At 69.8% G+C, this 20,220-nt stretch carries 20 protein-coding genes; 16 read left to right on the forward strand and 4 right to left on the reverse strand.

The window, feature by feature from the left end:
• Nucleotides 1–114: 114 nt before the first annotated feature.
• Complete coding sequence (trpE, locus tag OL599_RS12710; RefSeq protein WP_264714146.1) at nt 115–1,629, reverse strand: anthranilate synthase component I; 1,515 nt, start codon at nt 1,627–1,629, stop codon at nt 115–117.
• Between the two features lie 34 nt (nt 1,630–1,663).
• Nucleotides 1,664–3,559, reverse strand: a complete 1,896-nt coding sequence (locus OL599_RS12715; protein WP_264714147.1) for a peptidylprolyl isomerase — start codon at nt 3,557–3,559, stop codon at nt 1,664–1,666.
• A gap of 104 nt (nt 3,560–3,663) precedes the next feature.
• Here OL599_RS12715 and tpiA point away from each other — a divergent pair, with 104 nt between their 5' ends.
• The 6 genes from tpiA to eno all read left to right on the forward strand — a co-directional run bounded on the left by tpiA (nt 3,664) and on the right by eno (nt 9,224).
• On the forward strand, nt 3,664–4,398 hold the full coding sequence (tpiA, locus tag OL599_RS12720; RefSeq protein WP_264714148.1) for a triose-phosphate isomerase: 735 nt from the start codon (nt 3,664–3,666) through the stop codon (nt 4,396–4,398).
• Between the two features lie 144 nt (nt 4,399–4,542).
• The gene (gene secG / locus OL599_RS12725; protein ID WP_264714149.1) at nt 4,543–4,881 is read left to right on the forward strand and encodes a preprotein translocase subunit SecG; all 339 of its coding nucleotides are present in this window, start codon (nt 4,543–4,545) and stop codon (nt 4,879–4,881) included.
• A gap of 127 nt (nt 4,882–5,008) precedes the next feature.
• Nucleotides 5,009–6,643, forward strand: a complete 1,635-nt coding sequence (locus tag OL599_RS12730) for a CTP synthase (protein WP_264714150.1) — start codon at nt 5,009–5,011, stop codon at nt 6,641–6,643.
• On the forward strand, nt 6,636–7,466 hold the full coding sequence (kdsA, locus tag OL599_RS12735; protein WP_264714151.1) for a 3-deoxy-8-phosphooctulonate synthase: 831 nt from the start codon (nt 6,636–6,638) through the stop codon (nt 7,464–7,466). The genes OL599_RS12730 and kdsA overlap by 8 nt, the downstream gene beginning before the upstream one ends.
• Nucleotides 7,466–7,876: a bleomycin resistance protein gene (locus OL599_RS12740; RefSeq protein ID WP_264714152.1), complete on the forward strand. Its 411-nt coding sequence runs from the start codon at nt 7,466–7,468 to the stop codon at nt 7,874–7,876. The genes kdsA and OL599_RS12740 overlap by 1 nt, the downstream gene beginning before the upstream one ends.
• Before the next feature lie 70 nt (nt 7,877–7,946).
• Nucleotides 7,947–9,224, forward strand: a complete 1,278-nt coding sequence (gene eno / locus OL599_RS12745; protein ID WP_264714153.1) for a phosphopyruvate hydratase — start codon at nt 7,947–7,949, stop codon at nt 9,222–9,224.
• 42 nt (nt 9,225–9,266) lie between these two features.
• Here the strand turns inward: eno and OL599_RS12750 are convergent, their stop codons facing one another.
• A complete protein-coding gene (locus OL599_RS12750; protein WP_264714154.1) occupies nt 9,267–9,518 on the reverse strand; it encodes a hypothetical protein in 252 nt (83 codons plus the stop codon).
• A gap of 175 nt (nt 9,519–9,693) precedes the next feature.
• Here OL599_RS12750 and OL599_RS12755 point away from each other — a divergent pair, with 175 nt between their 5' ends.
• Entirely contained in the window at nt 9,694–10,023 is a 330-nt protein-coding gene (locus tag OL599_RS12755) for an FtsB family cell division protein (protein ID WP_264714155.1), read from the forward strand.
• A 13-nt stretch (nt 10,024–10,036) separates the two neighbouring features.
• Here OL599_RS12755 and OL599_RS12760 read toward each other — a convergent pair whose 3' ends face one another.
• The gene (locus tag OL599_RS12760; protein ID WP_264714156.1) at nt 10,037–11,251 is read right to left on the reverse strand and encodes an MFS transporter; all 1,215 of its coding nucleotides are present in this window, start codon (nt 11,249–11,251) and stop codon (nt 10,037–10,039) included.
• A 333-nt stretch (nt 11,252–11,584) separates the two neighbouring features.
• Here OL599_RS12760 and pdhA point away from each other — a divergent pair, with 333 nt between their 5' ends.
• From pdhA to OL599_RS12805, 9 genes are all read left to right on the forward strand, one after another.
• A complete protein-coding gene (pdhA, locus tag OL599_RS12765; RefSeq protein WP_408886937.1) occupies nt 11,585–12,607 on the forward strand; it encodes a pyruvate dehydrogenase (acetyl-transferring) E1 component subunit alpha in 1,023 nt (340 codons plus the stop codon).
• A gap of 5 nt (nt 12,608–12,612) precedes the next feature.
• Entirely contained in the window at nt 12,613–13,965 is a 1,353-nt protein-coding gene (locus OL599_RS12770; RefSeq protein WP_264714157.1) for a pyruvate dehydrogenase complex E1 component subunit beta, read from the forward strand.
• 24 nt (nt 13,966–13,989) lie between these two features.
• Entirely contained in the window at nt 13,990–15,303 is a 1,314-nt protein-coding gene (locus OL599_RS12775; protein ID WP_264714158.1) for a pyruvate dehydrogenase complex dihydrolipoamide acetyltransferase, read from the forward strand.
• Nucleotides 15,300–15,782 (forward strand): GNAT family N-acetyltransferase, encoded by a 483-nt coding sequence (locus OL599_RS12780; protein WP_264714159.1) that lies wholly within the window; start codon nt 15,300–15,302, stop codon nt 15,780–15,782. The genes OL599_RS12775 and OL599_RS12780 overlap by 4 nt, the downstream gene beginning before the upstream one ends.
• Before the next feature lie 14 nt (nt 15,783–15,796).
• The gene (lpdA, locus tag OL599_RS12785) at nt 15,797–17,197 is read left to right on the forward strand and encodes a dihydrolipoyl dehydrogenase (protein ID WP_264714160.1); all 1,401 of its coding nucleotides are present in this window, start codon (nt 15,797–15,799) and stop codon (nt 17,195–17,197) included.
• A 135-nt stretch (nt 17,198–17,332) separates the two neighbouring features.
• A complete protein-coding gene (lipA, locus tag OL599_RS12790) occupies nt 17,333–18,298 on the forward strand; it encodes a lipoyl synthase (RefSeq protein ID WP_264714161.1) in 966 nt (321 codons plus the stop codon).
• A 1-nt stretch (nt 18,299) separates the two neighbouring features.
• Complete coding sequence (locus tag OL599_RS12795) at nt 18,300–18,791, forward strand: type II toxin-antitoxin system RatA family toxin (protein WP_264714162.1); 492 nt, start codon at nt 18,300–18,302, stop codon at nt 18,789–18,791.
• Nucleotides 18,792–18,863: 72 nt separating this feature from the next.
• On the forward strand, nt 18,864–19,403 hold the full coding sequence (locus OL599_RS12800) for a sigma-70 family RNA polymerase sigma factor (RefSeq protein WP_264714163.1): 540 nt from the start codon (nt 18,864–18,866) through the stop codon (nt 19,401–19,403).
• On the forward strand, nt 19,400–20,143 hold the full coding sequence (locus tag OL599_RS12805) for an anti-sigma factor (protein ID WP_264714164.1): 744 nt from the start codon (nt 19,400–19,402) through the stop codon (nt 20,141–20,143). Before OL599_RS12800 ends, OL599_RS12805 begins: the two co-directional genes overlap by 4 nt.
• The last annotated feature ends 77 nt before the right edge of the window (nt 20,144–20,220 follow it).

Genomic DNA, 20,220 nt, shown 5'->3' on the forward strand with positions numbered 1-20,220 from the left:
GGGCGGAAATGGCCAGGGCGGCGCCGGCCTGCTTCGGATATTCGCTCCGGTCCATCATCATGATGGCATCCTTCGGGTTTGCGCGCGCAGGATGCCGCGGGCGATGCGGTGCGGCTACGCGCCCTTGCCGGCGGCGAAGCGGACGGCTTCCTCGGCGGCGCGGAACAAGGCGCGAGCCTTCTGGCGGGTTTCCTCGTACTCGGCATCGGGGTCGGAGTCGGCGACGATGCCGGCGCCGGCCTGCACGTACATCGTGCCGTCCTTGACCACCGCGGTGCGCAGCGCGATGCAGGTGTCCATGGTGCCGTTGGCGGCGAAATAGCCGATGCAGCCGGCGTAGATGCCGCGGCGCACGGGCTCCAGCTCCTCGATGATCTCCATCGCCCGCACCTTGGGGGCGCCGGACAGCGTGCCGGCGGGGAAGCCGGCGGCCAGGGCGTCGATGGCGTCCAGCCCCTCGGCCAGCTTGCCCTGCACGTCGGACATGATGTGCATGACGTGGGAGAAGCGCTCGATGGCGAAGCTCTCGGTGACGCGGACGCTGCCGAGCTCGGCGACACGACCGACATCGTTGCGGCCGAGGTCGAGCAGCATCAGATGCTCGGCGCGCTCCTTGGGGTCGTTGAGCAGCTCGTGCTCCAGCGCCTGGTCCTCCTCGTGGGTGGCGCCACGGCGGCGAGTGCCGGCGAGGGGGCGGATGGTCACGGTGCCGTCGCGCAGGCGGACCAGGATCTCCGGGCTGCTGCCGACCACGCTGAAGCCGCCGAAATCGAGGAAGAACAGGAACGGGGCAGGATTGATGCGGCGCAGGGCGCGATACAGCGCCAGCGGCGGCAGGGCGAAGGGGATGGCGAAGCGCTGGCTCAGCACGATCTGGAAGGCGTCGCCGGCGGCGATGTACTCCTTCGCGCGCAGCACCGCGTCGGTGAAGCCCTGTTTGGTGAAGGTGGACTCGGGCTCGGGCAGCGGCGGCAGTGCCACCGGTGGTGCCGCGAGCGGCAGCGGGCGGGCGAGGGCGGCCTCGGCCGTGGCGAGGCGGCTCTGCGCGCTCTCCCAGGCGGCGGCGGGGGTGACGCCGGCGCGGGGATAGACGGGGGCGGCCAGCGTCAGCAGGTCGGTGACGTTGTCGAAGATGGCATACAGCGTCGGGCGGGCGAGCAGGGCTTCGGGGGTGCCGATGTCGTCCTGGTTCCTGGCCGGCAGCTTCTCGATCTGGCGGATCATGTCGTAGCCGAGATAGCCGATCAGCCCGCCGCACATCGGCGGCAGGAAGTCGGGCACTTCGAGCCGGCTTTCGGCGACCAGGGCGCGCAGGCTGTCGAGCGGCGCGCGGGCGTCGGGAGTGAAGGCGTAGGGGGCGGCATGGGCGTCGCGGTTGATCTCGGCGCGCCCGGTCCGGCAGCGCCAGATCAGGTCCGGCTCCAGGCCGATGATGGAGTAGCGGCCGCGCGTGGCGCCGCCTTCCACGCTTTCCAGCAGGAAGGTGTTGGGCTTGCCGTGGGCAAGCTTGAGGAAGGCGGCGACGGGGGTTTCGAGGTCGGCGACCCCGCGGGTCCAGAGCAGCCGGCCGCGCCCCTGCTCGTAGTCCTGCCGGAATTCGGCGAAGCCGGGGGGCGGGGCGGCGTTCATGCTGCGGTCCTTGGGGCGGTCACGCGGGAAGCTCTCACTCGGCCTGGGCGACGCTGTCGAGCAGGGTGCTGTTCACGCGCGGATTGGCGCGGTCGCGGAGCGCGGTGATCAGCTGCGCCTGCACGTCGTCGCCGAGCGACTTGGCCAGTGCGTCGCGGACCTGGCCATAGCCGATCGGGTCGGCATTCGGGTCGGGGTCCTGGATCTCGGTCAGCACGGCCACGGTGAAGCCGTCGGCGGTCTCGACCATGGTGGGCTCGCCGGGCTTGAGGCTGAACAGCGGGTCGATGAGCTGGAACGGCACGTTGTCGGCGCCGGTGGCGCGGCCGACCGGCGGCAGGTGCTTCACCTCCTGGCCCAGGGCGGCGTCGGCCAGGGGCTTGCCGGCCTTCACCTCGGCGAGGATGCGGGCGGCTTCCTGCTCCTGTTCGTGGCGGATGGCGTCGTGGGTCCAGTCGGCGCGCACGGCGTCGGCGACCTGCTCCATCGGCTTGACGGCGGGCGGGCCGATGTCTTCGACGGCGACGGCGAAATAGGCCTGGCCGGCGTTCGGGTCGCCCGGCGCCTCGGTCAGGCGCGGGGGATCGTCCTTCTTCATCTGGAAGGCCTGCTCGATCAGCGCGGTGCGCAGGGCGGCGGAGCCGGGGATGGGGGCGGCCTGGCCGGCGGGCGTGTTGCCCTTGGCGTCCAGCGTGCCGGTGACGGCGGCGAGGCCCAGATCGGCCGGCATCTCGTCGAGCGGGGTGCCGCCGGCGAGCAGGTCCTCGATCTTGGCGGCGCGGTCGTAGACGAGGTCGGCGGCCTTGTCGGCGACCAGGCGGGTGCGCAGCTCGTCGCTCACCTGGTCAAGGGTCTTCTGCGTGCCCGGCGTGACCTTGGTGACCTTCAGCACGTGCCAGCCCAGGGCGCTGTGCACGGGCGGGGCGACGGTGTCGGCGGCGGCGGCGAAGGCGGCGTCGGCCAGCTCGGCCGCGGGGATCTCGGTGCGGGTGGCGTCGGTGAGCTCGACCGGGGAGCTCCCGGGCTCCTTCTGCATGGCGGCCCAGTCGGCGCCGGCGGCCCATTTATCGGCGAGCGCCTTGGCGCGGGCCTCGTCCGGGGCCAGCAGCACCTGCACCGAGCGCTTCTCCGGCTGGTTGAACTCGGCGCGGCGCTGCTCGTAGGCGGCCTTCAGCTCGTCCTCGCTGACCGGGATGTCGCGGGCCACGGTCTCCGGGGCCAGGATGACCGCCTTGATGCGGCGGTATTCGGGTGTGGAGTAGAGATCCTTGTGGTTCTCGTACCAGCGGGCGAGCTGCAGGTCGGTGGGCGCGGGCGGCGGCGGGGCGGCCGAGAACGGCAGCTCGACGGCCTCGGCGACGCGCTTCTCCTGCTGGAAGGCGTAGACCTGCTTCGTCAGCGTGTCCGGGCTGACGATGCCGACGCGGGCGGTCAGGAGCATCTGGTTCTGGGCGAGGTCGCTGCGCACCATGTCGAGGAAGCGGGCCTCGGTGAGGTTGTTGTTGCGCAGGACCTGGTTGAACTGGTTGCGGTCGAACTGGCCGTTGGGGCCGCGGAACGCGGGGATGTCGTAGACGGCCTGGCGCAGCGCCTCGTCGGGCACGGCGATGCCCATGGCGGTGGCGGCGGCGCTCAGAGCGGCCTGGGTGATGAGCTGGTCGACGGCCTGGGCGGCGATGCCTTTGCGCATCTGCGGCGTGGGGTCCGTCTTGCCGCCGAGCATGCGGGTGACCTGCGCGAGCTGGCGGCGATAGGCTTCCTGCACCTCCGGCAGCTCGATCTTGTGGCCGGCGACCGTGGCCACGGCGCCGTCGCTGCCGATGTTGCGGATGACGTCGCCCACCCCCCACAGCACGAAGGTGGCGACCAGCAGCATGAAGAACAGGCGCGCGACCCACGAATCCAGGTGGCGGCGAAGAGAGGAAAGCATCAGGTCATCCCGTGAGAAAAGCGGCGCACCATACGAGCGGCGGTGCCGGTTTGCCAGCCTTCGCCAGTTGATATAGAGGCGCGGCGGTTGGAACGGAGGCGTATATGCGTCAGTTGATCGCTGGCAACTGGAAGATGAACGGCCTGCTGGACGAGGCGTCGGCGATCGTGGGGCCGTTGCGGCGTGGCGCGGACGGGCTGGGCTGCGATCTGCTGGTCTGCCCGCCGGCGACCATGGTCATGACGGTGGCGCATATACTGGTCGGCTCGGCGGTGGCGGTGGGCGGGCAGGACTGCCACGCCAGGCCGAACGGCGCGCATACCGGCGATGTGTCGGCGCGGATGCTGCGCGATGCCGGGGCGTCCTGGGTGATCCTGGGCCATTCCGAGCGGCGGGCGGATCATGGCGAGAGCGATGCGGCGGTGCGCGCGAAGGCGGCGGCGGCCGTGGCGGCGGGGCTGACCCCGATTGTGTGCGTGGGCGAGACCGAGGCCGAGCGGGCGGCGGGGCGCGAAACCGCGGTGGTGGGCGCGCAGCTCGCGGGCAGCCTGCCCGAGGGGTTCGCGGGTGTGGTGGCCTATGAGCCGGTCTGGGCGATCGGCACCGGGCGGACCGCCACCGAGGCCGACGTGGCGGCGATGCATGCGTTCATCCGCGACGAACTGGTGCGGCTGCTGGGCGCGGCGGGGGCTGGGGTGCGCATCCTGTATGGCGGGTCGGTGAAGCCGTCCAATGCCGCGGCCCTGCTGGCGGTGCCGGAGGTGGGCGGGGCGCTGGTCGGCGGGGCCAGCCTGAACGCGGCGGATTTCCTGGCGATCGCGCAGGCGGCGCGGGGGTAAGGGCGGGGGGAGGCGGCTGGCTTCCTTCGGGTTCGCCCCCTCACCCCGGCCCTCTCCCGCGAGGGGAGAGGGGGAGTTGGGGGGCTCGACTTTGCAATCTGGCGCCGGGCTTGTAGAAGGCGCGGCGAAGCCCCGGGGATTCCGATGACGACCGTATTGCTGATCATCCATCTGTTCGTGACGCTCGCCCTGATCGGCGTTGTGCTGATCCAGCGCAGCGAGGGCGGCGGGCTGGGGATCGGCACGTCGCAGGGCATGGGCAGCTTCATGTCCGGGCGCGGCACCGCCAACCTGCTGACGCGGACCACCGCGATCCTGGGCACACTGTTCTTCGCGCTGTCGCTGACGCTGGCGCTGATGAACCGGGGCACCACCGGCGTCGGCCGGTCGCTGCTGGACACGCCGCCGGCGCCGCAGACCTCGGCGCCGGCCGAACCCGCGCCCGCACCGGCGCCCACCGGCCCGACGGTTCCGACCCGGTAAGCCTTCCGCCAACCACTCGCGAAGCGGGGCGCGCGCCGACCTGCGCCCGGCGCATTCCACCTATCAGGACTCAAGCCATGCTGTACGGGTTTCCCGAGACTCGGGCGCGCCTCTATACTGGCCGCCCATGACGCGGTTCGTCTTCATCACCGGCGGCGTGGTTTCATCCCTCGGCAAAGGTATCGCCTCGGCGGCGCTAGGCTCGCTGCTGCAGGCGCGCGGGTATTCCGTGCGGCTGCGCAAGCTCGATCCCTATCTGAACGTCGATCCCGGAACCATGTCGCCGTTGCAGCACGGCGAGGTGTTCGTCACCGATGACGGGGCCGAGACCGACCTCGACCTCGGCCATTACGAGCGCTTCACCGGGGTGTCCGCGACGCGCGCGGACAACGCGACCACCGGGCGGATCTATGCCGAGGTGATCGCCAAGGAGCGGCGCGGCGACTACCTGGGCGCCACGGTGCAGGTGATTCCGCACATCACCGACGCCATCAAGGAGGCGATCACCCGCGACACCGGCGCCGGCCTGGATTTCGCGCTGATCGAGATCGGCGGCACGGTGGGCGACATCGAGAGCCTGCCGTTCCTGGAGGCGATCCGCCAGCTCGGCAACGAGCTGGGGCCGGAGCAGGTGATGTTCGTGCACCTGACGCTGGTGCCCTACATCCCGTCGGCCGGCGAATTGAAGACCAAGCCGACGCAGCACTCGGTGAAGGAGCTGCTGAGCGTCGGCATCCAGCCGCATATGCTGCTGTGCCGCAGCGACCGGCCGATCCCCGTGAACGAACGGCGCAAGATCGCGCTGTTCTGCAACGTGCGGCCGGAGGCGGTGGTCCCGGCGCTGGACGTGGACACGATCTACGACGTGCCGATCAGCTATCACGCCGAGGGCATGGACCGCGAAGTGCTGCGTCATTTCGGCCTGCCCTTCGCGGTGGAGCCGGATGTTTCGCGCTGGCAGAACATCGTCAACATCGTGCGCGCGCCCGAGGGCGAGGTGCGCATCGCGGTGGTGGGGAAATACACCAACCTGCTGGACAGCTACAAAAGCCTGTCCGAGGCGCTGGCGCATGGCGGCATCGCCAATCGCGTGAAGGTTCAGCTCGACTGGATCGACAGCCAGATCTTCGAGCAGCCGGATCGGGTCGAGAAGCTGGAAGGCGTGCACGGCATCCTGGTGCCGGGCGGGTTCGGCGAGCGCGGCAGCGAGGGCAAGATCGAGGCGGTGCGGTTCGCGCGCGAGCGGCTTGTGCCGTTCTTCGGCATCTGCTTCGGCATGCAGATGGCGGTGATCGAGGCAGCCCGGCACCTGGCCGGGCTGGAACGCGCGTCCTCAACCGAGTTCGGGCCGTGCGACGAGCCGGTGGTGGGGCTGCTGACCGAATGGGCGCGCGGCAACGAAATGGAGCGGCGCAGCGTCGGCGGCAATCTCGGCGGCACCATGCGGCTGGGCGCCTATCCGGCGGTGCTGGCCGAAGGCTCGCTGGTGCGCGCGATGTATGACAGCGCCCCCGAGATCTCCGAGCGGCACCGGCATCGCTACGAAGTGAACGTGCGCTATCGCGAGCGGCTGGAGGATGCCGGGCTGTGCTTCTCCGGCATGTCGCCGGACGGGGTGCTGCCGGAGATCGTCGAGCTTCCGGGGCATCCCTGGTTCATCGGCGTGCAGTTCCATCCGGAGCTGAAGTCCAAGCCGTTCGCGCCGCATCCGTTGTTCCGCGGGTTCATCGAAGCCGCCGTGAAGCAGGCCCGCCTTGTCTGAGGCACGGGCCGTGCGGGTCGGTGGCATCGCGATCGCCAATGACCGCCCCTTCGTGCTGATCGCCGGGCCGTGCCAGATCGAGAGCCTGGGGCACGCGCTGGAAATGGCGGCGGCGCTGGACGAGATCTGCACCGCGGCGGGGGTGCCGCTGATCTACAAGAGCAGCTTCGACAAGGCCAACCGCACCAGCGCCGCCGCCGCGCGTGGCGTGGGCCTGAAGCACGGGCTGGGCATCCTGGCCGCCGTGCGCGAGCGCTTCGGCCGGCCGGTGCTGACCGACGTGCACGCGGTGGAGCACTGCGCGCCCGCCGCCGAGGTGGTGGACGTGCTGCAGATCCCCGCCTTCCTGTGCCGGCAGACCGATCTGCTGATCGCTGCCGGGGAGACCGGGCGGGCGATCAACGTGAAGAAGGGGCAGTTCCTCGCGCCCTGGGACATGGTGAACGTGGCGGCGAAGATCGCGGGCACAGGCAACGAGAACATCCTGCTGACCGAGCGCGGCGCGAGCTTCGGCTACAACACGCTGGTGACGGATTTCCGGGCGCTGCCGATCATGGCGCGCACCGGATATCCCGTGGTGTTCGACGCGACCCACTCCGTGCAGCAGCCGGGCGGGCAGGGCACGTCGTCCGGCGGGCAGCGGGAATTCGCGCCGGTGCTGGCGCGGGCGGCGCTCGCGGTGGGGGTGGCCGCGGTGTTCATCGAGACGCACGAGGACCCGGAGCGGGCGCCGAGCGACGGGCCGAACATGATCCCGCTGCGCGAGATGCCGGCGCTGATCGCGCGACTGAAGGCGTTCGACGCACTGGCAAAACAGGACTGATGGCTGTCCTGGTGCCAGAGCTGATGGTGGCCGATATCTGCCGCAGCGTGGCATTCTATCGGGACGAGCTGGGCTTCCGGGTGATGTGGGAACGGCCGAAGAAACGCTTCGCCTATCTGGGCCGCGACGGCGCGGAGATCATGCTGGAACAGGCGGTGGGGCGGCATTTCCTGGCGGGATTGCTGGAATATCCGAACGGCCGCGGCATGAACCTGCAGATCCGCGTGCCCGATGTCGAGGCGCTGCACCGGGCCGTGCTGGCGAATGGCGCGCTGATCCGGCTGCCCATGGAAGTGAAGTGGTACAGGACCGGCAATTTCCTGTCCTGCAACCGGCAATTCGTGGTGATTGATCCGGACGGCTATCTGCTGCGCTTCTATACCGATCTGGGCGGGCGGGCCGACGACTGACGGGGTGGCACGAAACCGGATGGGGTGATACGCCACCGCCGCCCGAAACAACCTGTGGACAGGTGACCCCATGAGTGCCATCGCCGACATCACTGCCCGTGAAATCCTGGACAGCCGCGGCAACCCGACGATCGAGGTTGACGTGGTTCTGGACAGCGGGGCCGCGGGGCGGGCGGCCGTGCCGTCGGGCGCTTCGACCGGGGCGCACGAGGCGGTGGAACTGCGCGACGGCGACACGACGCGGTTCGGCGGCAAGGGGGTGCAGCAGGCGGTCGCCAATGTCGAGGGGCCCATCCTCGATGCGATCGGTGGGATGGACCCGAGCGAGCAGGTGTTGATCGACGAGACGATGATCGAGCTCGACGGCACGCCGAACAAAGCGAATCTGGGGGCGAACGCGATCCTGGGCGTGAGCCTGGCGGTTGCCAAGGCGGCCGCGGCGGAGAGCGACATGCCGCTGTACCGCTATGTCGGCGGCGTGTTCGCGCGCATGCTGCCGGTACCGATGATGAACATCGTCAATGGCGGCAAGCATGCCGACAACCCGATCGACATCCAGGAATTCATGGTGCAGCCGGTGGGCGCGGGCAGCCTGGCGGATGCGGTGCGGATGGGGGCGGAGATCTTCGCGGCGCTGAAGAAGCAGCTGCACGATGCCGGCCACAACACCAATGTGGGCGACGAGGGCGGGTTCGCGCCCAACCTGAAATCTGCCGACGAAGCGCTGGCCTTCATCAGCCGGGCCTGCGAGAAGGCGGGATACCGGCTGGGCGAGGATGTGACCTTCGCGCTGGATTGCGCCTCGACCGAGTTCTTCAGCGACGGGATGTACCGGCTGGAGGGCGAGGGCAAGGTGCTGGATCGCGAGGGCATGGTTGCCTATCTCGCCGATCTCGCGGCGCGCTATCCGATCGCCTCGATCGAGGACGGCTGCGCCGAGGATGACTGGGACGGCTGGAAGCTGCTGACCGAGGCGCTGGGCGGCAAGCTGCAGCTGGTGGGCGACGACCTGTTCGTGACCAATCCCGAGCGGCTGCTGCGCGGCATCGAGCAGGGAACGGGCAATGCGATCCTGGTGAAGGTGAACCAGATCGGCACGCTGAGCGAGACGCTGGAGGCGGTGGAGATCGCGCACCGGGCCGGGTTCAAGGCGGTGATGAGCCACCGTTCCGGCGAGACCGAGGATGCGACGATCGCCGATCTGGCGGTGGCGACGAATTGCGGGCAGATCAAGACCGGCAGCCTGGCGCGCAGCGACCGCACCGCGAAATACAACCAGCTGATCCGCATCGAGCAGGAGCTGGGAGCGGCTTCGCGCTATGCCGGGCGGAACATTCTGCGGCGCTGAGCAGCGCAGGCCCCTCCCGCGCGGGCGGGAGGGGTTAAGCGTTCAGCGGCCGTAATAGCCGTAATGCGGCGGATGGTAGGCGGCGGGCGGGGCGTAGGAGCGGTAAGGGTGGTACGGGCGCCACGCATGCGCGCGCCAGTCGTGCGGGCGCCAGTGGCGGTCGCGCCACGCCGGCGCGCGCCATTGCTGGTGGCGCCAGCCGCTGTTGCCACGGTCCCAGTCGGCGTGGGCGGGAGTGGCCGCGAGCAAAGCGAGGGCGCCGGCGGCGGCGAGCAGGATCGGACGGTGGAACACGTGGGGCTCCTTTGTTGCGGCGATGTCGTCGCCGATGGAAGGGAGCGCCCCGGCCGTGGCAAAACCGAGACATCGCTTTGGCATTGCAACGGCGGTTTGTAACGCCAGTTTGTACTTGGCCGATTCCTCGGCTATGATCCCGAAGAATTATGTGGCCGATCGTACGGGCTGAGCGATGAGCATTGCGCGCGGGCTGAAACGCAAGGGCAAGGCGGCGATACCTCCTTTGGTATTCCTGTCGCTGGTGACCTATTTCCTCTGGCAGGCCACGCAGGGCGATCGCGGGCTGCAGGCCTATGCGCTGCGCCAGGACGACCTGAAGGCGGCGCAGGCCGAGTTGCAGCGCGCCGAGATCGAGCTGGCGGCGTGGGAGCGCCGGGTGACGGCGCTGCGCACCAGCCGGCTGGACCCGGATTCGCTGGACGAGCGGTCGCGGGCGATGCTGAACCTGTCCGATCCCAACGACATCATCGTGCCCTACGGCAGCGGGCAGCGTCTGTTCTAACCGGCGTCCGGTATTAACCTGCTGGCTCAGGCAGCGCGTGCAGGCGGGGCACCGGCGAGGCGACGATGACCAGCCATTGCGCCACGAAGCCGGCGGCGGCGAGCAGGATGGCGGCTTCCAGGCCGATCATCTCGCCGACCAGCCCGCCCAGGGCGGCGCCGATCGGGCGGGCGCCGGCGGTGGCCATCATCACCAGGGCGGAGACGCGGCCGAGCATGTGCGGCGGCGTGACCGCCTGGCGCAGGGTGGTCTGGCCGATCGTCCACAGGATCGGGCCGACGCCGAACAGGAAGAAGCCGAGCATCGGCAGGATGGCGAACGGCAGCGCCGTGCTGGCGGCCATGGCGGCGGCGGCGGCGACCGAGGCGGCCGGGCCGCTCGCGATCAGCGTGCCGAAGCGCACGCGCGCGCCGAGCCATGGGGCCAGCGCGGCGCCGGCGACCATGCCCACGCCATAGGCGCCCATGATGAGGCCGATGCCGGTGGCGCTCAGGCCCAGGCGGGTGACGGCGAACGGCACGAAGGCGGCCTGCAGGACGAACCAGGAGAGGTTCCAGCCGACGGCGGTGGCCATGATCGGGCGCAGCAGGTCGTGCCGGGCGACGAAGCGCCAGCCTTCCGCGAGCTCGGCGCGGATGCGGCGCGGCGGCGCGGGCGCGCGCGGCGACTCGGGCAAGCGCGCGAGCAGCAGGGCGGCGGCGGCCGAGAGCGCGGCTGCCAGGATGAAGGCGGCGCTGCCGCCGGCGAACGCGACCAGCGTGCCGGCAAGCGGCGGCCCGGCGGCGAAAGCCAGGCTGCGGGCCAGTTCCAGGTGGGTGTTGGCGATGGTCAGCTGCGCGCGCGGCACCAGTGCGGGCACCAGAGCCGGGGCGGCGACGCTGAACACCACCGTGCCCGTGGCGGTGGCGGCGCCGATCAGGGCCAGCAACGGCAACGACAGCATGTCGGCGAAGATCAGCACCGGCAGCAGCGCCAATGCGGCGGCGCGGACCAGCTCGGCTATGACCATGAGGCGGCGGCGCTGCATGCGGTCGGCCAGCAGCCCGGCCGGCAGGGACAGCAGCAGGAACGGCAGGGTCTGGGCGGCCGAAAGCAGGCCGGTGCCGGCCGCGCCCGCGCCGAGCAACAGCACCGCCAGCAGCGGCGCGGCGGCAAGCGAAACCTGCTCGGCGGCCTGGGCCGAGAGGTTGGACCAGGCGAGGCGGCGAAAGCCGGGGGGGAGGGTCATCTCGTGCTCCTGTGCGCGATGGCGGCAGACATCACGTCTGCGCGTGGGCTCGCCATCCGGGCCGTGCGGTGGCAATCTCAGTGCGAAGATGGTGCCGGGTACGAAAGAATCGGTCTCGGAGCAGGGGGGTTGGTGAAACGGCGGCCGGGCGCCTCGGCGCCGCTTTCCGCGTCGGACAAGCGGTTAACCGCAATGCGGTTAATGGTCACTATTGCGTTGCACAAGAATGGTTTGCATACGGCATGCTTGTCTGGTGCGGTGGCCGCCGCTAGGTGTTTGACTGACAGGCTCGGACCGCCGGGCCCGATGGCTCAAGCGTGGGGGGATGGCGCCATGGCGCAGGCTGCGGAGACCAGGAAGCGCGGCAAGACCAGGTCGGGCCAGGACGAGGCCGGGCTGGGCAAGGCGGAGCTGCTGCGGGCCTATCGCGACATGCTGCTGATCCGGCGCTTCGAGGAGAAGGCCGGGCAGCTTTATGGCATGGGGCTGATCGGCGGGTTCTGCCACCTGTATATCGGCCAGGAAGCCGTGGTGGTCGGCATCCAGATGGCGCTGGGCGAGGGCGACCAGGTGATCACGTCCTATCGCGACCACGGCCACATGCTGGCGACCGGCATGGAGGCGCGCGGTGTGATGGCCGAGCTGACCGGGCGGAGCACGGGGTATTCCCACGGCAAGGGCGGCTCCATGCACATGTTCAGCAAGGAGCGGAACTTCTTCGGCGGGCACGGCATCGTCGGCGCGCAGGTGAGCCTGGGCACGGGGCTCGGGTTCAGCAACTGGTATCGCGGCAACGACCGGGTGTGCGCGACCTATTTCGGCGACGGCGCGGCCAACCAGGGCCAGGTGTTCGAGAGCTTCAACCTGGCGAGCCTGATGAAGCTGCCGGTGATCTACGTGATCGAGAACAACAAATACGGCATGGGCACGTCGGTGGACCGCGCCACGGCCAGCCGCGACCTGTCGAAGAACGGCGCGCCGTGGGGCATGCCGGGCGTGCAGGTGGACGGAATGGACGTGGAGGCGGTGCATGAGGCGGCGGCGGCGGCGGTGGCGCATTGCCGCGCCGGCAAGGGGCCGTACCTGATGGAGGTGAAGACCTATCGGTATCGCGGCCATTCGATGTCCGATCCCGGCAAGTACCGCACCCGCGAGGAAGTGCAGAAGATGCGCAGCGAGCGCGACTGCATCGAAGGGGCGCGGCACAAGCTGGAGGGGCTGGGCGTGGACGAGGCCGAGATCAAGAAGATCGACGACGAGGTCAAGGCGATCGTGCAGGACGCCGCGGATTTCGCGCAGACGAGCCCGGAGCCCGATCCGTCGGAGCTGTATACCGACGTGCTGGTGGAGGGCTGAGCACCATGTCGACCCAGATCCTGATGCCCGCTTTGTCGCCGACGATGACCGAGGGCAAGCTGGCGCGCTGGCTGAAGAAGGAAGGCGACGACGTGCGCGCCGGCGACGTGATCGCCGAGATCGAGACCGACAAGGCGACCATGGAGGTCGAGGCGGTGGACGAAGGCAAGCTGGCGCGGATCCTGGTGCCGGAGGGGGCCGAGGGGGTGGCGGTGAACACGCCGATCGCGGTGCTCGCGGCCGATGGCGAGGATGTGTCCGCGGCCGCGACGCCGGCCCCGGCGCCGGCTCCGGTAGCAGTCCCCGCACCGGTTGCGGCCCCGGCACCCGTGCATGCGGCGCCGGCGGCGGCCGCCCCGGCGGCGGAGAAGGACTGGGGGCCGACCGCGCCGCTGACGGTGCGTGAGGCGTTGCGCGATGCCATGGCCGCCGAGCTGCGCGCGGACGACGCCGTGTTCCTGCTGGGCGAGGAAGTCGCGCAGTACCAGGGTGCCTACAAGGTGAGCCAGGGGTTGCTGGAGGAATTCGGGCCCAAGCGCGTCATCGACACGCCGATCACCGAGCACGGCTTCGCCGGCATGGCCGTGGGTGCGGCGATGAACGGGCTGAAGCCGATCGTCGAGTTCATGACGTTCAACTTCGCCATGCAGGCGGTCGACCAGATCATCAATTCGGCGGCCAAGACGCTGTACATGTCCGGCGGCCAGATGGGCTGCCCCATCGTGTTCCGCGGCCCGAACGGTGCGGCGAGCCGCGTGGCCGCACAACACAGCCAGTGCTACGCGAGCTGGTACGCGCATTGCCCCGGGCTGAAGGTGCTGGCGCCGTGGTCGGCGGCCGACGCCAAGGGGCTGCTGCGGGCGGCGATCCGCGATCCGAACCCGGTGATCTTCCTGGAGAACGAGATCCTGTACGGGCAGCATTTCGAATGCCCCGTCGATCCGGACTTCGTGCTGCCGATCGGCAAGGCGAAGGTCGAGCGCGCCGGCACCGACGTGACGATCGTGGCGTTCAGCATCATGGTCGGCGTGGCCATGAAGGCGGCCGAGGCGCTGGCCGAGCAGGGCATCAGTGCCGAGGTGATCAACCTGCGCAGCCTGCGGCCGCTCGACATCGACACGATCGCGGCGAGCGTGAAGAAGACCAGCCGCATCGTGACGGTGGAGGAAGGCTGGCCGTTCGCCGGCATCGGCGCCGAAGTGAACATGCAGATCATCGAACAGTGCTTCGACTGGCTGGACGCGCCGCCGGTGCGGGTACACGGCGAGGACGTGCCGCTGCCCTATGCCGCGAACCTGGAGAAGCTTGCCCTCCCGCAGCCTGACTGGGTGGTCAACGCCGTTCGGAAAATCGTCTGATCATCTGGGTAGGGGAACGCAGCCATGGCCACAAACATCCTGATGCCCGCACTGAGCCCGACGATGACCGAGGGCACGTTGGCGCGCTGGCTGAAGAAGGAAGGCGATACGGTCAAGGCCGGCGACGTGATCGCCGAGATCGAGACCGACAAGGCGACCATGGAGGTCGAGGCGGTGGACGAGGGGGTCATGGGCAAGCTCCTGGTCGCCGACGGTACCGCCGGGGTGAAGGTCAACGAGCCGATCGCCGTGCTGGTGGAGCCGGGCGAGGCGGTGCCGGCCGCTGCGGCGGCGCCGGCTGTGCCGCAGCCGGCGGCTGCTCCTGCTCCTGCTCCTGCTCCTGCTCCTGCTCCTGCTCCGGCGCCCGTGGCGGCCGCCGCCGCACCGGCGGCGCCGGCCGCGAAGGTTGACGGGCAGGCGGCGGGCGAGCGTGTGTTCGCTTCCCCGCTGGCGCGCCGGATGGCCAAGCAGGCCGGGATCGACCTGGCGGCGCTGAAAGGCAGCGGACCCGGCGGGCGGATCGTGAAGGCGGATATCGATGCCGCACAGCAGCGCGGCGTGGCGCCCGCTGCGGCCGCGGCGCCAATGGCGGCGCCGGCAGCCGCCCCGGCCGCCAAGGCGCCCGCGCCGGCGATCGCGGGGCCGCACACGCTGGTGCCGCACAGCACCGTGCGCAAGGTGATTGCGCGGCGGTTGACCGAGGCGAAAGCGACGATCCCGCATTTCTATGTCTCGATGGATGTGGAACTCGATGCGCTGCTGAAGCTGCGCGGCGAGCTGAACGCCAAGAGCGCGAAGGAAGGGCCGGCGGCGTTCAAGCTGTCGGTGAACGACCTGATCATCAAGGCGGCGGCGCTGACCCTGCGGCGCGTGCCCAGGGTGAACGCGAGCTGGACCGACGAGGCGCTGGTTCTGTACGACGACGTCGATATCAGCGTGGCCGTGTCGATCCCCGACGGGCTGATCACGCCGATCGTGCGCAAGGCCGACCAGAAGGGCCTGGCGGCGATCAGCAACGAGATGAAGGACCTGGCCGCCCGGGCCAAAAGCGGCAAGCTGAAGCCCGAGGAGTTCCAGGGCGGCGGGTTCTCGATCTCGAACATGGGGATGTACGGGGTGTCGAACTTCTCGGCCATCATCAACCCGCCGCAGGCCGCCATTCTCGCGGTGGCCGCGGGGCAGCAGCGGCCGGTGGTGAAGGACGGGGCGCTGGGGATCGCGACGGTGATGACCTGCACGCTGTCGGTCGATCACCGGGTGGTGGACGGTGCGCTCGGGGCCGAGTGGCTCGCCGAGTTCAAGCGCATCGTCGAGGACCCGCTGAGCCTGATGCTGTGAGCGGCGCGTTCTCCTTCCGCGACGCCGTTCCCGGCGACGAGGCGATCGTCGCCGGCTTCGTGCAGGCGCTCGCCGAGTACGAGAAGCTGTCGCACGAGGCGGTGGCGACCGAGGCGGATTTCGCCCGGGCGCTGTTCGGCGCGCCGGCGCGTTGCCAGGCCATGATCGTGGAGGCCGACGGGCAGCCCGTCGGCTTCGCGCTGTGGTTCTACAATTTCAGCACGTTCACCGGCCGCCCCGGCCTGTATCTCGAGGACGTCTACGTGCTGCCCGAGCGGCGCGGCCAGGGGATCGGGCGCGCCGTGTTCCGCGAACTGGCGCGCCGTGCGATCGCCGAGGGGTGCGCGCGCATGGAGTGGTCCGTGCTCGATTCGAACGCGCCGGCGGTGAAGTTCTACCGCTCGCTCGGCGCCCGGCCGAAGGACGAGTGGACGATGCAGCAGCTCAGTGGCGAGACGCTGGCCGCGGTTGCGGCCTGAAAAGGAACCGGACAATGGCCGACCAGAGTTTCGACGTGATCGTTCTCGGCGGTGGCCCCGGCGGCTATGTCGCGGCCATCCGCGCGGCCCAGCTCGGGCTGAAGACCGCGGTGGTGGAGCGCGAGCATCTGGGCGGGATCTGCCTGAACTGGGGCTGCATTCCCACCAAGGCGCTGCTGCGCAGTTCCGAGATCAATCATCTGCTGCACAACCTGAAGGACTTCGGCTTCGCCGCCGACAACGTGCGCTACGACCTGGGGGCCGTGGTGAAGCGGTCGCGCGGGGTGGCCAAGCAGTTGTCGTCGGGGGTCGCGCATCTGCTGAAGAAGAACAAGGTCACGGTGTTCGACGGCAGCGGCAAGCTCGCGGGCAAGCACGGGCTGGCGGTGGAGAAGGACGGCAAGCCGGTGGCGACGCTGACGGCGCCGCACATCATCCTGGCGACCGGGGCGCGGGCGCGGCAGCTGCCGGGCGTGGAATCGGACGGCAAGCTGATCTGGACCTATCGCGAGGCGATGGTGCCGGCGGCGATGCCGAAATCGCTGCTGGTGATCGGCTCCGGCGCCATCGGCATCGAGTTCGCCAGCTTCTACCGCAACATGGGTGCGGCGGTGACGGTGGTGGAGGTGCTGGACCGCGTGCTGCCGGTCGAGGACGAGGAGATCTCGGCGTTCGCCCGGAAGTCGTTCGAGAAGCAGGGGATGAAGATCCTGACGTCGGCCGCCGTGAAGGGCGTGAAGAAGGGCGCGGACAGCGTGACGGTGACGGTGGAGGCCGGCGGCAAGAACCAGGAGATCACCGTCGATCGGGTGATCTCGGCCGTGGGCATCGTCGGCAACGTCGAGGGCATCGGCCTCGAAGGCACGGGCGTGAAGGTGGATCGCACCCATGTGGTGATCGACGAATGGTGCCGCACCGGGGAGCCGGGCGTGTACGCCATCGGCGATCTCGCGGGGCCGCCCTGGCTCGCGCACAAGGCGAGCCACGAGGGCGTGGTCTGCGTGGAGAAGATCGCAGGCGTGAACGACGTGCATCCGATCGACTGGACCAATATCCCGGGCTGCACCTATTGCCGGCCGCAGGTGGCCTCGGTCGGGCTCACGGAGGCGCGCGCCAAGGCCGAGGGGCATCAGGTGCGCGTCGGACGGTTCCCGTTCATCGGCAACGGCAAGGCGATCGCCATGGGCGAGCCCGAAGGCATGGTGAAGACCGTGTTCGACGCCAACACCGGCGAATTGCTGGGGGCGCACATGATCGGCACCGAAGTGACCGAGCTGATTCAGGGCTACGCCGTCGCGCGGACGCTGGAGAGCACCGAAGCGGAGCTGATGCACACGGTGTTTCCGCATCCCACGGTTTCCGAGACGATGCATGAGGCCGTGCTTGACGCCTACGGACGCGCCATCCACTTCTAGAGCGTGATCGGTGCGGATAGAGGCACCGATCATGCTCTGGATTATTGTTTTGACGAGCAATTTCATCGCCCGGTGATTCCACCTCTGGCGATATTGCTCTGGCCTGTAGCCTGACCACTTACGGCGGAAGCGAGCATGTCAACCCGCGTCGTCATCGATCATCGCCTGGATGTGCGCCACCCCGAGAAGGCGCACCGCCCGGACAACCCGATCCAGCGCAAGCCCGCCTGGATCCGGGTAAAGGCGCCCACGCACCCCGTCTATCACGAGACGCGGGAGCTGATGCGCAGCCACGGGCTGGTGACGGTGTGCGAGGAGGCGGCCTGCCCGAATATCGGCGAATGCTGGTCGCAGCGCCACGCCACCATGATGATCATGGGCGACACCTGCACGCGCGCCTGCAGCTTCTGCAACGTGCGCACCGGGCAGCCGAATGCGCTGGAGGCGACCGAGCCGCAGCGCGTGGCCGATGCGGTGGCCAAGCTGGGGCTGCGGCATGTGGTGATCACGTCGGTGGACCGCGATGACCTGGCCGATGGCGGGGCGGCGCATTTCGCCGCCGTGATCCGCGCCGTGCGCGAGGCGGCGCCGGCCACCACGATCGAGGTGCTGACGCCGGATTTCCTGCGCAAGCCCGGCGCTGCCGAGGTGGTGGTGCAGGCGCGGCCGGACGTGTTCAACCACAATCTGGAGACGGTGCCGCGGCTGTATCCGTCGATCCGGCCGGGCGCACGCTACTACCAGTCGCTGCGGCTGCTGGATTCGGTGAAGCGGCTGGATCCGACGATCTTCACCAAGTCCGGCCTGATGGTCGGGCTGGGCGAGGGCCGGGCGGAGATCATGCAGGTGATGGACGACCTGCGCGTGGCCGATGTCGATTTCCTGACGCTGGGCCAGTATCTGCAGCCGACGGTGAAGCATGCGGCGGTGGCGGAGTTCGTGACCCCCGAGGGATTCGCGGAGTACGCGGCGCTGGCGCGGGCCAAGGGGTTCCTGCTGGTGTCGGCGACGCCGCTGACGCGCAGCTCGTATCACGCCGATGCCGATTTCGCGCAGCTGAAGGCGGCCCGCGAGACCCAGCTCGCCGCGGCCGCGGACTAGCATGCCGACCCATGCGGAGAGCCGGGTCGTCCAATACCAGGCGGAACAATTGTTCGACCTGGTGGCGGATGTCGGGCGCTATCCGCAGTTCCTGCCGTGGTGCGTGGGTGCGCGCGTGCGCACCCGCACGGAGACGGAACTGGTGGCGGACCTGACCATCGGCTTCGGGCCGTTCCGCGAGAGCTTCACCAGCCGGGTGACGCTGCAGCGCGGCAGCGCGGACACGCCCTGGGACATCCGGGTGCGCTACGAGAAGGGCCCGTTCCGCTATCTGAACAACCATTGGACGTTCACGCCCGAGCCGCATTGCTGCCGGGTGGATTTCTTCGTCGATTTCGAGTTTCGCAGCCGCATCCTGCAGGCGGCGATCGGTGTGGTGTTCCACGAAGCGGTGCGCCGGATGGTGAATGCCTTCCTCAAGCGCGCCCGCGACGTGTATGGGCCGCCGCCGGCATCGGCAACCGGGCCCGCGCCGCAGCCGGCGAAGACATGAGTTTTCGTAACGACGGCCATATGGCATGCGGCCGTTGCGAAGTCGCGCGTCCGGTGGCGTCGGCAGGGCGTCATGCGAGCTGAGGCTGAACTGACCGACCTGCTGGCGTCTGTCGCCCGCGGCGACCGGGCGGCGCTGCGGGCCATCTATGTCAGGCAGTCGACACGCCTGTTCGGGATTGCCATGGCCATCCTGCGCGATCGCTCCAGTGCCGCGGACGTGCTGCAGGACGCGTTCCTGAAGGTATGGGAGCGGGCACGCCAGTTCGATGCCGCGCGCGGCAGTGCCGAGGCGTGGCTGGCCGCCATCGTCCGCCATGCGGCGCTGGATGTGGCGCGCACGCGCGGGCGCGAGGTGGCGAGCGACGATCCGAACCTGGGCGATTCCGCCATCGATCCGGATGCGCTGGAGGCGCTGATGGCGTCCGAGAGCGGCGCGCGGCTGCGCGATTGCCTGGGCCGGCTGGAGGCGAAGAACCGCCAGGGCATCGTGCTGGCGTTCGTGCATGGGTTGTCGCATCCGGAGATCGCCGCGAAGCTGGATGCGCCGCTGGGCACGGTGAAGGCATGGATTCGCCGCGGCCTGCTGAGCCTGCGGGAGTGCCTGTCGTGAGCGGCGCGCCGGCGCGGCCTGCGGGCGGGCTGCCGGACGACCCGGCCGGGCGCGAGGCGATGGCCGGCGAGTTCGTGCTGGGCACGCTGGATGCGCGCACGGCCCAGCTCGTCTCGGTGGCCATGCAGGCCGATCCGGTCTGGCGCAAGGCGGTGGAGGCATGGCAGGCGCGGCTGGCGCCGCTGGCAACGTTGGTGCGGCCGGAGGCGCCGCCGCCCGATACATGGGACCGCATCGAGGCGCGCATCGCGCCGCAACGCGCACCACGGGCGAAGCGGGCGGCGCGGATGGCGTGGGTGTGGCGGTTCTGGGCGCTGGGGGCGACGGCGGTGGCGGCCGGGATCGCCGCCTTTGCCTTCGCGCCGCGGCCGGAGCCGGAACGGATCATGACCGTGCTGGTGACCGACCGGAACGCGCCGGCGCTGATGGCCGAGGTGGACCGGAGCGGGGCGCTGCGCTTGAGCGCGCTGCCGGCGACGACGGGGCGGCAGTTGCAGGCGCCATCGGGCCGCTCGCTGCAGCTATGGGGCCTACCGGTCGGGGCGACGGCGCGGGTCAGCATGGGCGTGCTGCCGCATGAGCCCGGCAAGGTGACGATGATGCCGGGGGGCGCGGTGCGGCCGTCGCCGGGGATGCTGATCGAGATCAGCGTCGAACCGGAAGGCGGATCGCCGACCGGTCAGCCGACGGGGCCGATGGTGTTCTTCGGCCGTCTCGGCGTGGCCGGTCCCGACACCTGATCGGGATTCGCGGGGTCTGGCGCATCCGTCCGGTTGCTGCTTCTCTGCCACGGCGCAATCGCGCTGAAGCCGTTCGG

The organism is Limobrevibacterium gyesilva (assembly GCF_025989185.1).
GTDB lineage: Bacteria > Pseudomonadota > Alphaproteobacteria > Acetobacterales > Acetobacteraceae > Limobrevibacterium > Limobrevibacterium gyesilva.

Excerpts from the sequence above, each read along its gene's own strand:
- trpE (WP_264714146.1), bottom strand. The coding sequence starts at position 1,629 with ATGAACGCCGCCCCGCCCCCCGGCTTCGCCGAATTCCGGCAGGACTAC.
- OL599_RS12715 (WP_264714147.1), bottom strand. The coding sequence starts at position 3,559 with ATGCTTTCCTCTCTTCGCCGCCACCTGGATTCGTGGGTCGCGCGCCTG.
- tpiA (WP_264714148.1), top strand. The coding sequence starts at position 3,664 with ATGCGTCAGTTGATCGCTGGCAACTGGAAGATGAACGGCCTGCTGGAC.
- secG (WP_264714149.1), top strand. The coding sequence starts at position 4,543 with ATGACGACCGTATTGCTGATCATCCATCTGTTCGTGACGCTCGCCCTG.
- OL599_RS12730 (WP_264714150.1), top strand. The coding sequence starts at position 5,009 with ATGACGCGGTTCGTCTTCATCACCGGCGGCGTGGTTTCATCCCTCGGC.
- OL599_RS12740 (WP_264714152.1), top strand. The coding sequence starts at position 7,466 with ATGGCTGTCCTGGTGCCAGAGCTGATGGTGGCCGATATCTGCCGCAGC.
- eno (WP_264714153.1), top strand. The coding sequence starts at position 7,947 with ATGAGTGCCATCGCCGACATCACTGCCCGTGAAATCCTGGACAGCCGC.
- OL599_RS12755 (WP_264714155.1), top strand. The coding sequence starts at position 9,694 with ATGAGCATTGCGCGCGGGCTGAAACGCAAGGGCAAGGCGGCGATACCT.
- OL599_RS12760 (WP_264714156.1), bottom strand. The coding sequence starts at position 11,251 with ATGACCCTCCCCCCCGGCTTTCGCCGCCTCGCCTGGTCCAACCTCTCG.
- pdhA (WP_408886937.1), top strand. The coding sequence starts at position 11,585 with ATGGCGCAGGCTGCGGAGACCAGGAAGCGCGGCAAGACCAGGTCGGGC.
- OL599_RS12770 (WP_264714157.1), top strand. The coding sequence starts at position 12,613 with ATGTCGACCCAGATCCTGATGCCCGCTTTGTCGCCGACGATGACCGAG.
- OL599_RS12775 (WP_264714158.1), top strand. The coding sequence starts at position 13,990 with ATGGCCACAAACATCCTGATGCCCGCACTGAGCCCGACGATGACCGAG.
- lpdA (WP_264714160.1), top strand. The coding sequence starts at position 15,797 with ATGGCCGACCAGAGTTTCGACGTGATCGTTCTCGGCGGTGGCCCCGGC.
- lipA (WP_264714161.1), top strand. The coding sequence starts at position 17,333 with ATGTCAACCCGCGTCGTCATCGATCATCGCCTGGATGTGCGCCACCCC.
- OL599_RS12795 (WP_264714162.1), top strand. The coding sequence starts at position 18,300 with ATGCCGACCCATGCGGAGAGCCGGGTCGTCCAATACCAGGCGGAACAA.
- OL599_RS12800 (WP_264714163.1), top strand. The coding sequence starts at position 18,864 with ATGCGAGCTGAGGCTGAACTGACCGACCTGCTGGCGTCTGTCGCCCGC.